Source organism: Nocardioides acrostichi, assembly GCF_015319165.1.
GTDB classification, from domain to species: domain Bacteria; phylum Actinomycetota; class Actinomycetes; order Propionibacteriales; family Nocardioidaceae; genus Nocardioides; species Nocardioides acrostichi.
Genome location: NZ_JADIVZ010000003.1, coordinates 354,366 through 367,115 on the forward strand (window position 1 = coordinate 354,366; position 12,750 = coordinate 367,115).

8 protein-coding genes are annotated in these 12,750 nt (G+C 70.6%); 2 read left to right on the forward strand and 6 right to left on the reverse strand.

Annotated elements, in window-relative coordinates; genetic code table 11:
* Nucleotides 1-504 precede the first annotated feature (504 nt).
* Both ISG29_RS09440 and ISG29_RS09445 read right to left on the reverse strand, forming a co-directional pair.
* Nucleotides 505-2,070 (reverse strand): HNH endonuclease signature motif containing protein, encoded by a 1,566-nt coding sequence (locus tag ISG29_RS09440; protein ID WP_194503159.1) that lies wholly within the window; start codon nucleotides 2,068-2,070, stop codon nucleotides 505-507.
* Nucleotides 2,071-2,440: 370 nt separating this feature from the next.
* Nucleotides 2,441-5,740 carry a hypothetical protein gene (locus tag ISG29_RS09445; RefSeq protein ID WP_194503160.1) on the reverse strand — a complete coding sequence of 1,100 codons (3,300 nt, stop codon included), beginning with the start codon at nucleotides 5,738-5,740 and terminating at the stop codon, nucleotides 2,441-2,443.
* Nucleotides 5,741-6,281: 541 nt separating this feature from the next.
* On the opposite strand from ISG29_RS09445, the gene rpsA reads away from it, so the two are divergent.
* Nucleotides 6,282-7,775 carry a 30S ribosomal protein S1 gene (rpsA, locus tag ISG29_RS09450; RefSeq protein WP_194503161.1) on the forward strand — a complete coding sequence of 498 codons (1,494 nt, stop codon included), beginning with the start codon at nucleotides 6,282-6,284 and terminating at the stop codon, nucleotides 7,773-7,775.
* A gap of 87 nt (nucleotides 7,776-7,862) precedes the next feature.
* Here the strand turns inward: rpsA and ISG29_RS09455 are convergent, their stop codons facing one another.
* Complete coding sequence (locus ISG29_RS09455) at nucleotides 7,863-8,027, reverse strand: hypothetical protein (protein WP_194503162.1); 165 nt, start codon at nucleotides 8,025-8,027, stop codon at nucleotides 7,863-7,865.
* A gap of 94 nt (nucleotides 8,028-8,121) precedes the next feature.
* Here ISG29_RS09455 and ISG29_RS09460 point away from each other — a divergent pair, with 94 nt between their 5' ends.
* The gene (locus tag ISG29_RS09460; protein WP_194503163.1) at nucleotides 8,122-9,081 is read left to right on the forward strand and encodes a GlxA family transcriptional regulator; all 960 of its coding nucleotides are present in this window, start codon (nucleotides 8,122-8,124) and stop codon (nucleotides 9,079-9,081) included.
* 726 nt (nucleotides 9,082-9,807) lie between these two features.
* Here ISG29_RS09460 and ISG29_RS09465 read toward each other — a convergent pair.
* The 3 genes from ISG29_RS09465 to ISG29_RS09475 are packed head-to-tail and all read right to left on the reverse strand — an operon-like array spanning nucleotide 9,808 to nucleotide 12,742.
* Complete coding sequence (locus tag ISG29_RS09465; RefSeq protein WP_328828590.1) at nucleotides 9,808-11,103, reverse strand: class I adenylate-forming enzyme family protein; 1,296 nt, start codon at nucleotides 11,101-11,103, stop codon at nucleotides 9,808-9,810.
* Complete coding sequence (locus ISG29_RS09470) at nucleotides 11,100-12,251, reverse strand: DNA glycosylase AlkZ-like family protein (protein ID WP_194503164.1); 1,152 nt, start codon at nucleotides 12,249-12,251, stop codon at nucleotides 11,100-11,102. The genes ISG29_RS09465 and ISG29_RS09470 overlap by 4 nt, the downstream gene beginning before the upstream one ends.
* Nucleotides 12,239-12,742, reverse strand: coding sequence for an SRPBCC family protein (locus ISG29_RS09475; RefSeq protein ID WP_194503165.1), 504 nt, complete (start codon nucleotides 12,740-12,742; stop codon nucleotides 12,239-12,241). The genes ISG29_RS09470 and ISG29_RS09475 overlap by 13 nt, the downstream gene beginning before the upstream one ends.
* Between the last annotated feature and the right edge of the window lie 8 nt (nucleotides 12,743-12,750).

The following is a 12,750-nucleotide window of genomic DNA, read 5'->3' on the forward strand; positions in this document are numbered from 1 at the left end:
CGGCCTCACGGCTCAACCACCGGGGCCATCACGGTGGTTGAGCCGGGCGAGGCGCTAGCCGAGTCCTGTGCTCCGGTGGTTGAGCCGGGCGAGGCGCTAGCCGAGTCCCGTGTCGAAACCTGGTGAGGTGGAAAGCAGCGTCGCCTTCACAGTCGCCGGGTTTCGACGCGCTCGGCCGTGGACGGCCTCACGGCTCAACCACCGGGGCCATCACGGTGGTTGAGCCGGGCGAGGCGCTAGCCGAGTCCTGTGCTCCGGTGGTTGAGCCGGGCGAGGCGCTAGCCGAGTCCCGTGTCGAAACCTGGTGAGATGGAAAGCAGCGTCGCCTTCACAGTTGCCGGGTTTCGACGCGCTCGTCGCTAGCGCTCCTCACGGCTCAACCACCAGCGGACGCGCTCGTCGATTTCGACACGCCTTCGCCTTCGGCATCCGGCGGCTCAATTCACCGGCTGGCGCTCCTCACGGCTCAACCACCGCCGGGCACGCTCGACCACCGCAGGGCGGTCAGGTGAGGTGTTCGGTGCCTTCGGGGTCGACGAGGAAGGTCCGGCCGTGGGGTGAGGTCCAGAGATAGAGGCCGAGGCGGATGCGGCGGTACCGCCAGCGTTTCTGGTTCTGGCTGGGGTGGGTCTTCGCTCTGTGGTGGGTGCGGCACAGCGGCGCGAGGGTGTCGGTGCTGGTCTGGCCGGGTGGCCCGCCTTCTGATGGTGGGACGTATTCGTCGATGTGATCCAGATCGGCACGCATCGCTGACCTGGTGCAGAAGGGGAAGGCGCAGGTCTGGCGTTGCTCACGGACTCGGTAGGCGATGCGGTCGGGGATCTCGTAGGCATCCACCGCGACCGTGTCGGCCAGATCCACGATCGGCTTCACGACGACCTTCGTGTCGGGGTTGCCGACCCAGGCAGCGACCTGGTCCGCGGTCACAGTCGCTCGGTGAGTGCCGGTGTGGGTGGAGACGCGGGCGAGGTGGATGCCCAGTGCGCCGGTGGCGGGATCGACGGATGGTGTGCCGGTGATGGCCTCGCCGGAGAGGCGCACGTGCAACACGAGTTGGCGCGCGGGGATCGTGGTGGGTGGGGGTGGTTTCGACACGCCTTCGCCTTCGGCATCCGGCGGCTCAACCACCAGCGGGGCCGGTGGTTGAGCCGTGAGGCCGTTCACCACCGGTGAGGCTGGTGGTTGAGCCGTGAGGCCGTTCACGGCCGAGCGCGTCGAAACCACACCACCGCTCACCTGACCAGCGAGGTCGAACATCGTCTGGCTCCGCGCGAGCTGCCCCAGGGCGGCGGCACGGCGTTCGCCGAGGTCCAGCGGTGAGCCGAGCGCGGACTGCTCGGCGGCGAGGTGGCGGAGGGCGTGGTCGAGGTCTTCGGCGTCAGCGCGGTCGAGGAGTCCGTCGAGGCGCACGAGGCCGTCGAACGCGCAGATTGCGCCCTGGCCGGGCTGGTCGAGCTCCAGGGTGACGTGCCGTTGTGCGTGGGCGTCGGCGATGTCGGCCTCAGTGGTTTCGGGTTCGTAGCGGGCGATGGCGTCGGCGACGAGGCCGTCGAGGGCGCGAAGGCCGGTCTTGTGCGCGACCGGGGTGATCATCCGGTCCACGAACTCAGCAGCCTCAGGCCCGAGGCGCATGGTCTCTTCGGCGATGCGTCGCACTCGCCAGGGTGCGACGCGCCCGGAGGTCATGGCCTCCCACAGCAGCGGGAGGCGGAAGCGGGCCTCCATCACCGCGCCCACGAACGCCCGACCCGACGCATCCGATCGCCCGAGTGCGGTGGCGAGTTCGATGATCGCGAACTGAGCCACCAGCGGCGTCCCCGGGCCACCGGCACCGATGAGCCGGTCACCACCCTCGACGTCATAGGCGGCCAGCAGCTCGTCGGTCACCACACCCAGCGGACCACCGGCGACACAGTCCGGCACGTGGCCCTCGGCGTGGGCGGTGCACCAGTCAGCGGCCGCCTCCCACATCCGCACCTCGGCGGCTTGAGCTTCGCGTTGCGCGGTGACCGCCGCAGCCAACGCACCATGGGGCAGCCCGTGGGGCTGGGGTGCGGAAGCCGTGGTCATGACCCGATTCTAGTCGAACATCAGTTCGTACGGAAGGTGTGACGGGGATCTGTGGAGGAGATGTTGCCTTGCCCGTTGCGGGGTTTCGACGCGCTCGTCGCTGGCGCTCCTCACGGCTCAACCACCGGTGCGACAGCGTCGTGCGGGGTTTCGACGCGCTCGTCGCTGGCGCTCCTCACGGCTCAACCAGCGGTGCGTCAGCGCTGCACGCCGATTCGCTGCTCAACCGCCGGGAGACGCTCGACCGCCGGCGAAAGGAACGGCGGGTGCGGACCCTGGTGTGGGTCCGCACCCGCCTACCGCCCCGCCATGGTGCGGCCTCGGCCGGACCCGCCACCTGGCTCGAGGCAGGTGGCGGGCCCGGTGTCCATCAGCCCGTCGGTCCGGTGATCCGGCCGGAGGGGCGTGGGTTCTTCGGCGTCGAGTGCGGGTCGAGCGGGTCGGATCCCGCCTTCACCTCGTTGCCGTCGCTGGCACCGCCGTGGTCGGTGTCCCGGTCGCACGGGTTGGTGTGGTAGCGCTTGATCTCCTGCTTGTCGCTCAGCCCGTCGCGGTCGGTGTCCTTGCGCTTGGGGTTGGTCGGGCAGTTGTCGTAGCGCTTGTTCGCCCAGCCCTTGATCTCCGTCTTGTCGGGGAGACCGTCGCGGTCGGTGTCCTTGCGCTTGGGGTTGGTCTTGTACTTCTTGACCTCGACCCGATCATTGAGACGGTCACCGTCGGTGTCGCGCTTCTTCGGGTTGGTCTTGTACTTCTTGACCTCCACCCCGTCGGAGAGCCCGTCGCCGTCGGTGTCCTTCTCCAGCGGGTCGGTCTTGAGGCTGTTGACCTCGCGGCCGTCGCCCAGCCCGTCGTCATCGGTGTCGGTGTCGAGCGGGTCGGTCTCGTAGACCTTCACCTCGTCACCGTCGGTGAGCTGGTCGCCGTCGGTGTCGGCGTCGAGCGGGTCGGTGTCGTAGGTGTCGACCTCTTCGCCGTCGAGCAGCAGGTCGCCGTCGGTGTCGGGGTTGCGCGGATCGGTGCCGAGGGCGATCTCCTGGGCGTTGGTGAGCCCGTCGTTGTCGTAGTCCTCGTCGGCCGGCAGGGTGCCGCCGTCGTCGGTGCCGTCGTTCGGGTCGGTGCCGTTGCCGATCTCGTCGCCGTCGTCGACGCCGCCGTTGTCGGTGTCGGAGTCGTTCGGGTCGGTCGGCTCGCCGTTGTTCTGCGAACCGGTGACCTCCTCGCCATCGGTGAGGCCGTCGTCGTCGCTGTCGGCGTCGGTGGGGTCGGTGGGGTCGTTGCCGAAGGCGGTGTTCTGCGAGCCGCTGAACTCCTCGAGGTTGGTGAGGCCGTCGGCATCGGCGTCCTCGTCGGCGTCGGAGGTGCCGTCGCCGTCGGTGTCGGGGTTGGTCGGGTCGGTGCCGACGATGGCTTCCTGGTCGTTGGTCAGGCCGTCACCGTCGTCGTCGGCGTCACCCGGACCGGTGCCGGAGTCGTCGTCGGCGCCGTTGTTGGGGTCGGTGCCGTTCGCGACCTCGTCGCCGTCGTTGACGCCGCCGTCGTCGGAGTCGGCATCGGTCGGGTCGGTGGCCTCGCCGTTGTTCTCGGAGCCGGTGACCTCCTGGCCGTTGGTGAGGCCGTCGGAGTCGGCGTCCTCGTCGAAGTCGGAGGTGCCGTCGCCGTCGGTGTCGGGGTCGTTCGGGTCGGTACCGATGACGATCTCGTCGCCGTCGCTGAGGCCGTCGTCGTCGGAGTCGGCGTCGGTGGGGTCGGTCGGCTCGTTGTCGTAGCCGGTGTTCTCCGAACCGCTCAGTTCCTGACCGTCGGTGAGGCCGTCGCCGTCGGAGTCCTCGTCGCCGTCGGGGGTTCCGTCGCCGTCGGTGTCGGGATTGTTCGGGTCGGTGCCGGTGATGTTGACCTCGTCGCCGTCGCTGAGGCCGTCGTCGTCGGAGTCGGCGTCGGTGGGGTCGGTCGGCTCGTTGTTGTAGCCGTCGTTCGCGGAGCCCGAGACCTCCTCGCCGTTGGTCAGGCCGTCACCGTCGTCGTCGCCACTCGGATCGAAGGTGTCGTCGGCGCCGTCGTTGGGGTCGGTGCCTGCCGAGATCTCGGCGCCGTCGCCGGTGCCCCCGTCGTCGGTGTCGCCGTCGGTGGGGTCGGTGGGCTCGTTGCCGTAGGCGACGTTCTCGGAGCCCGAGGTCTCCTGGCCGTCGGTCAGCCCGTCGCCGTCGGAGTCCGCGTTGCCCGGGTCGGTGGGTTCGTTGCCGAAGGCGGTGTTCTCCGAGCCGGTGACCTCCTGGCCGTTGGTGAGGCCGTCGGAGTCGGCGTCCTCGTCGAAGTCGGAGGTGCCGTCGCCGTCGGTGTCGGGGTCGTTCGGGTCGGTACCGATCGCGACCTCGGTGCCGTCGCTGAGCCCGTCGCTGTCGCTGTCGGCGTCGGTGGGGTCGGTGGGTTCGTTGCCGAACGCGGTGTTCTCCGAGCCGGTGACCTCTTCGCCGTTGGTGAGGCCGTCGGAGTCGGCGTCCTCGTCGAAGTCGGAGGTGCCGTCGCCGTCGGTGTCGGGGTTGGTCGGGTCGGTACCGATGACCGCCTCGGCGTCGTCGGTGAGACCGTCGCCGTCGGTGTCGGTGCTCGGGTCGGTGCCGCACTCGATCGGGCCGCCGGACGGCGCACTCACGCTCGCGGTGAGCGGGAACAGGTCGACCGACGCGACGTCGATCAGGCCGCCCAGGGTGACCCTGACGTGGATCGCGGTCGCGCTCGCCGAGATGCTGGCCCCGGTCTTCTGCACGGCGTCGGTGCCCGCCGAGAGCTCCAGCAGCATGCCGGCCGCGGCCGGCACGCTCTGGGGACCGTCAGCCAGGTCGTAGGTCTGCCCACCGATCTCGACGAGCGGGGCCGTGAAGGTGCTCGTGGTGCCGGCCACCGTGCCGTCGGTCTCGGCGACCAGCTCCGGAGCCGAGAGCACCTTGACGAGCGGGCCGCCGGCGACCTGGAGGTCGGCTGTCGAACCGAGGGCGGTCGCGGTGAGGGTCCGGGCGCCATGGGCACCACCGTTCTCCACGAGGTCGGTGCGTTGGGCGGTCGACACCGTGCCCGGGATCGAGAGCAGGCCGCCGGGCACCAGCGCGCCCAGGAGGGTGACGTCGGCCGTCGACACGGTGCTCTTCGACAGCGGCACGGAAGCCGGCAGGCAGTAGCCGTCGCTGGTGTAGCGAGCCCGCGCCTCGGCATTCGAGACGCCCAGGTCGGCCAGCGGGTCCAGGGCGTCGAGCGCGCCGCCGTCCGCGGGGATGAGGGAGTCGCTGGCTGCATCGGGGGCGGTCGGGGGCGCGTCCTGGGAGGCGTCGGCCAGCAGTTGGTCGAGCAGCGCGGTGTCGAGGCCGAGCGCGGTGAGCAGGTCGTCGGTCGCCTCGAGGTTCACCCCCTCGGCGTGCACCGTGGCGGGCGTGCTCGTGTGCACGCTGCCGGCGGAGCGCGCGATGCCGAGGTCGGCGGCGCTGCCGAGGCCCGGCAGTGACAACAGGTTCACGTGGGCGACCTCACCGGTCGTCGTGGTGTCGATGGGTGCAGGCACCGGCTGGTAGGCGGCCTGCGCGGGGGCGGCCAGCGTGATGCTGGTCAGGGAGTAGAGGGCGGCTGTCGAGAGACTGGCGAAGAGGGCCAGGGGTCGACGGCCTACGGGGCGACGAGACATGGTCGGTCTCCTAGGAGGGGATGGCGGGAGGCAGGACACCGCGCTCCTTTGTCGGCGACCGCGGACGGGTACGTCCGCGCGACCCGACGACAAGGCCGTGCAGGGGTTGGGGGGGAGGACCAAGGGGTGGGCCGGGGGTGTGGGCCGGGGTGTGGCCCGCGGTGGCCCGGGTGGAGGGAGCGTGATGCGCGGAGCGAGGTGTCTCGCTCCTGGTGACCGGGCCGTACCCGCCGGGAGGCGTCCTATGCGCAGGGCTAGACCAGGAGCCCGCCGAGTAGCCTCGACTGCGGCCTCGTGCCGTGGAGAGACGGCTGCCTCGCCGGTTGGACGCCCCTGCACACCGCGGCGTAGTCTCGGGGCTGCGTGTGCGGTCTGCCGATGTCCCGGACAGAGCGGACCTGGCTCGCTCCCGGCGTCTGGCGTGCCGGCGTCCTGACTCGAAGGTGGGTCGGGCCCTCGTGTGCGACCGGCCAGCGGAGCGGAACGAAGGCCCCATGCGTGCCAGCACGATTTCTGCCCACCCCAAGGAAACCACCCTTCTATGACCACCCTCTCCACCCGCCCCGCCGAGATCGACTGGAACGTCGACGCCCCTCAGGTGGCCGTCAACGACATCGGCTCGGAGGAGGACTTCCTCGCCGCGGTCGACAAGACGATCAAGTACTTCAACGACGGCGACATCGTCGACGGCACCATCGTCAAGGTCGACCGTGACGAGGTGCTCCTCGACATCGGCTACAAGACCGAGGGCGTCATCCCCTCGCGCGAGCTCTCGATCAAGCACGACGTCGACCCCAACGAGGTCGTCAGCGTCGGCGACGCCGTCGAGGCACTCGTCCTCCAGAAGGAGGACAAGGAGGGTCGCCTGATCCTGTCCAAGAAGCGCGCCCAGTACGAGCGCGCCTGGGGCACGATCGAGCAGGTCAAGGAGGAGGACGGCGTCGTCGAGGGCGCGGTCATCGAGGTCGTCAAGGGCGGCTTGATCCTCGACATCGGCCTGCGCGGCTTCCTGCCCGCCTCCCTGGTCGAGATGCGCCGCGTGCGCGACCTGCAGCCCTACGTGGGTCAGACGCTCGAGGCGAAGATCATCGAGCTCGACAAGAACCGCAACAACGTCGTGCTCTCGCGCCGCGCGTGGCTGGAGCAGACCCAGTCCGAGGTGCGCCACGGCTTCCTCACCCAGCTCCAGAAGGGTCAGATCCGCAAGGGCGTCGTCTCCTCGATCGTCAACTTCGGTGCGTTCGTCGACCTCGGCGGCGTCGACGGTCTGGTGCACGTCTCCGAGCTCTCCTGGAAGCACATCGACCACCCGAGCGAGGTCGTGGCCGTCGGTGACGAGGTCACCGTCGAGGTGCTCGACGTCGACATGGACCGCGAGCGGGTCTCGCTGTCGCTCAAGGCGACGCAGGAGGACCCCTGGCAGCACTTCGCCCGCACCCACCAGATCGGTCAGATCGTGCCCGGAAAGGTCACCAAGCTGGTGCCCTTCGGCTCGTTCGTCCGCGTCGAGGAGGGCATCGAGGGCCTGGTGCACATCTCCGAGCTGGCCGAGCGCCACGTGGAGATCCCCGAGCAGGTCGTCCAGGTCAACGACGACGTCATGGTCAAGATCATCGACATCGACCTCGAGCGTCGCCGGATCTCGCTGTCGCTCAAGCAGGCCAACGACACCGCCGTCTCCACCGACGTCGACGAGTTCGACCCCACGCTCTACGGCATGACCGCCACCTACGACGAGCAGGGCAACTACGTCTACCCCGACGGCTTCGACTCCGAGACCGGCGAGTGGAAGGACGGCTTCGACGAGCAGCGCGCCGCCTGGGAAGAGGAGTACGCCAAGGCGCACGCCCGCTGGGAGGCCCACGTCAAGCAGCAGCAGGAGGCCGCCAAGGCCGAGGTCGAGGCCGGCGAGGCCACCTCGTACTCCAGCGGTGGCGGCTCGGCCGACTCCGACGCCGGCTCCGGCGATGGCGGTTCGCTGGCTTCCGACGAGGCCCTCCAGGCCCTGCGCGAGAAGCTCACCGGCGGTCAGTGAGCTGACCTTCTCGGTCGCCGGCTGACACCAGCATGCGAAGGCCCCGCCCGGATCATCCGGGCGGGGCCTTCGACGTCTCGTGCGACGTCAGCGGAAGCTCGAGCCGGTGCGCTCGAACGCGTCGGTGGGGTGGCTGCGCGGCGGGGTGTAGTCGTGCGACGCCCACGGGTCGTCGTCGGCGACGCGACGCAGCGTGACCAGCAGCCAGGTGAGGACTCCGACGATGGACCAGAAGAGGATGAGTGCGTTCATGGCAGTAACGATGCTTGCGTTGTGATCCTGCCACCAGTGGCTGAATTGCCACCTTGAGTCGATTTCCTGCCACGGCCGTGGCACGCTCCAGACCATGCAGTCCGTAGCAGTGATCGTGCAGGACGGCGCCGAGCCCTTCGGCCTGGGCGCTCTGGTCGAGGTCTGGGGCGAGCCGTGCCACCCTGGCGAGGATCTGCCCACCTTCGACTTCCGCGTCTGCACACCGCGTCCCGGTCGGGTGCGCGGGCGATCGGCGTTCGATCTGCACGTCGACCTCGGTCTCGACGCGGCCGCTGACGCCGACCTGGTGTGCATCAGTCCCACGTACGACTTCCTCGAGCACGACCCCGCGGTGATGGAGCTGATCCGTTCCACCCACGACCGCGGCGCCTATCTCTTCGCCCACTGCACCGCCTCCTTCGAACTCGCCGAGGCAGGGATCCTCGACGGGCGGGAGGCGACGACCCACTGGCGCCACACCGCCAAGATGGCACACCTCTACCCGCACGTGCTGGTGCGGCCCGACGTCCTCTACGTCCACGACGGCACCGTGCTCACGGGCGCCGGCAGTGCCGCCGCGCTCGACGCCTCGCTGCACCTGATGCGCGACGAGTTCGGCGCCCGCGCCGCAGCCGGCACCGCGCGCCGCATCGTCATCCCACCGCACCGCGACGGTGGGCAGGCGCAGTTCGTGGCCCGGCCGATCCCCGACTGCGAGGCGGAGACCCTCGGGCCGGTGCTCGCGTGGGCGGTCGAGCACCTGGCCGACGACCTCGGAGTCGAGGTGCTCGCGCGGCAGGCGCTCATGTCACCGCGCACCTTCGCCCGCCGCTTCCGCGACGAGACCGGCACCACCCCGCATGCCTGGGTCACCCGGCAGCGCGTCGCCGCTGCGGAGGAACTGCTCGAACAGACCGATCAGCCCGTGGAGTGGATCGCCCGCCGTGTCGGCTTCGGCCATGCCGCCACCCTGCGCCAGCACTTCGCGCGCGAGCGCGGCGTCAGTCCGCAGGCGTACCGGCGCCAGTTCTCCTGCGTCGAGGACGCCGGCTGATGGAGTCCCTCCCGTCCGGTGGTTGAGCCGGGCGAGGCGCTAGCCGAGTCCCGTGTCGAAACCGGGTGAGGCGGGAGGCGGCGTTGCTTTCAGAGTTGCTGGGTTTCGACGCGCTCGTCGATTTCGACACGCCTTCGCCTTCGGCATCCGGCGGCTCAATCCACCGGCTGGCGCTCCTCACGGCTCAACCAGCGGTCCGCCGCGGGTGGTTGAGCCGGGCGAGGCGCTAGCCGAGTCCCGTGTCGAAACCCGGTGAGGCGGGAGGCGGCGTTGCTTTCAGAGTTGCTGGGTTTCGACGCGCTCGTCGCTGGCGCTCCTCACGGCTCAACCACCGGCCGGGTGCGGGTGGTTGAGCCGGGCGAGGCGCTAGCCGAGTCCCGTGTCGAAACCCGGTGAGGCGGGAGGGGGCGCTGTCTTCAGAGTTGCTGGGTTTCGACGCGCTCGTCGATTTCGACACGCCTTCGCCTTCGGCATCCGGCGGCTCAATCCACCGGCTGGCGCTCCTCACGGCTCAACCACCGGTCCGCCGCGGGTGGTTGAGCCGGGCGAGGCGCTAGCCGAGTCCCGTGTCGAAACCGGGTGAGGCGGGAGGGGGCGCTGTCTTCAGAGTTGCTGGGTTTCGACGCGCTCGTCGCTGGCGCTCCTCACGGCTCAACCACCGGCGGGGTGCGGTCGCTGGCGCTCCTCACGGCTCAACCACCGGCGGGGTGCGGTCGCTGGCGCTCCTCACGGCTCAACCACCGGCACGAGCGCTCTCAGGTCGTCGCGCAGCACCTTGCCGGTCAGTGTGCGGGGCAGATCGTCGAGGTGCAGCCAGGTCTTGGGGCGCTTGGGTGGGGCGAGCCGCTCCCGGGCCCAGGCGTCCAGGGCATCGACGGCGGCTGTACCCACGACGGCCGCGCAGACGCGCTGACCCCAGCGGTCGTCGTCGACCCCGAACACGGCGACGTCGACCACGTCGTCGTGCTCGCGCAGGGTGTGCTCGACCTCGAGCGGGTAGACGTTGACGCCTCCGGAGATGATGAGATCCTCGCGGCGTCCGTCGAGGTAGAGGTAGCCGTCGTCGTCGAGTCGGCCGAGGTCGCCCACGGTGAAGGCCGGGCCGTCGTCGGTGTCGCGCCAGGCGGCCGCGGTCTTGTCGGGGGCACCGAAGTACTCGAAGCGGGCGTAGTCGGGCACCGCGCACCAGATGGTGCCGTCGTCGTCGGTGCTCAGGGTGCGGCCCGGGCGGGCCCGGCCCACCGTGCCGGGCCGCTCCAGCCACTCCTCGGAGCGGCAGGCGGTGAACTGGCCCTCGGTCGAGCCGTAGAACTCCCACGTCGAGCCGTCGGGGAAGGCCTCGATGAGCCGGCGCTTCACCTCGGCGGGGCACGGCGCGCCCGCGTGCGCGACCAGCCGGAACGAGGAGAGGTCGGGGGTGCCGGCGTCGTGCCAGTGAGTGAAGAGCCGTTGGAGGTGAGCCGGCACGCAGAACATCGACGTCGGCCGGTGCTCGACGATGGCCGCGGTGTGCCGCGCTGCGTCGAAGGTGCCCGGCAGCGCCACGCGCCCCCCGGCCAGCGCCGTGCCCATCGCGAACCGCAGCGGCGCGGAGTGGTACAGCGGACTCAGCACGAGGTTGACGTCGTCGGCGGCGAATCCCCACACCGCGCGCTCATCGGCGATGAGCGCTCGCGCCGAGGCATCGTCGAGCACTCCGCTGCTCACGCCCTTGGGTACGCCCGTGGTGCCGCTCGTGCAGTGCATCGGACGAGCACGGGGCAGCCAGGCGTCGGGGTGGGTCTGTGGGGTTCCGGTTGGTCGCACCCGCTCCGCCAGGGAGCCGAGCGCATCCTCGTCGGTGACCACGAGGGCGGGGTCGAGCGGGGTGAGGATGCGTGCGCGCTCGTGCGTGGTCAGCCGGGGGTCGAGGGGGATGGGGTACACGCCGCGTGCGAGCAGGGCCATCACCGTGTCGAGATAGGCCGCCGACGGCGCCACGAGCAGCGCGACCCGGTCGCCCTGCTCCAGTTCGATCCTCACGGCGCAGTCACCCCCGGCCCCAGCATCACCTCGACGCCCAGCCACGTGGCCAGGTCCTCCAGCTCGGTGTGGACGGCGCGGCGCACGGCCGCGCTCCACGGCTGGCCGCTCGGACCGCCCGCCGTCGCGGGGAGGCGATCCTCGTGCACGGCGTCGACGCGCAGCACGCCCTCGCCCACCTCGGCAGTGGCGTCGACCTTGCCGATGAGGTCGCACCCGTGCAAGACGGGCATCGCCCAGTAGCCGAAGCGGCGCTGGGCGACCGGCTTGTACATCTCGAGCTGGTAGTCGAACCCGAACAGCTGCTCCATGCGGGTGCGGTCGAAGAGCAGCTGGTCGAGCGGGGAGAGGATCGCGGTGCGGCCCTCGAAGGGGTCCGCGTGCTCGTCGAGGTAGCGCGGGTCGACCCGCCAGCGGCCCTTCACGCCCTCGACCACCGCGGGTTCGCCCACCTCGCCCACGTGGTTCGGCTCGACCGGCGTGGCCGCGGCCCTCGCGCGAGCGATGCCGAGCGCGGCCAGGCGGCGTCGTCCGCGCTCGGCGAGCGCCTCGGCCAGCGGCACCGGCTCGTCGTCGGGGAAGACGCGCTCGGCCAGATCCCACAACCGGTGTCGGCCCTCCCGGCCGACGACGGCCACCTCGCCCCGACCGGACATGAGGTCGAGCAGCTTGAGCACCGACTTGTCGTTGCTCCATCCCGAGGAGCGCCACGGGTTGACGATCGTGCGAGGCAGCGCGGAGGCCGGCAGCGGACCCTCTTGGCGCAGCGTCTCGAGCACGTCGCGCCGGCACGCGTCGTTGTCGTCGACCCAGGCGGCCAGCCGGTGCTGCCACTCCTTGCCGTCGTCGCCCGGCCAGGCCGCCATCTCGGCGGTGTAGAGCGCGAGGTCGGCCGCCGGGCGGGCTCGCATGTCGAGCTCGAGCAGGCGTCCGCTCTCGAGCAGGACCGCGAGCTCGTCGCGGTCGTAGACCGAGCCCAGTCGGCTCCACAGCAGCAGATCGGCGTGGGGTGCGATCACCTGGGTGGGGTCGAGCTGGAGCATCGTGAGGTGCTCGACCACGGCCTCGACGTCGGTGGGGCGGGGGTGGCACAGCAACTGGGCGCGCACGGCCACGCGACGTGCGTGCTCGGGGCTCAGCTCGTGCACGGTGCTGCTGCGCTGCGCGGGTAGCCGCGGCGCACGGTGCGGTCGAGGATGCCCAGCGTGCCGCGCAACGCGGCCTCGGAGACGACCGGGAAGATGCCGGATGCCGCCCAGTCGGGGTGGATCTCGGACCAGTCGTAGAACGACGTGACCAGCGTGCCGCCGTCCCGAGGCTCCAGGCGGTAGCCGTACACGTGGCCCAAAGGCGGGCGGATGGTGCCGAGGATGGTCCACGAGATGAGTCGATCCGCCTCGTAGTCGCCGATGACGACCTCGACGTCGTAGCGCCCCATCTGCGGCAGGTCGCCCAGAGACTCGCGATCCATGTGCACCACGAAGGTGTCGCCGACAGCCGAGACGCGCTCTCCGGAGGCGTCTTGGAGCATGCCCGTGGCGTCGATCGCGACGTGACCCTGGGGGTCGCGCAAGACCGCGAAGACGTCGTGCGGTTCGGCTTCGACGAGCCGACTGACCTCGATGCGGGACTCGCTCATCAGGCCAT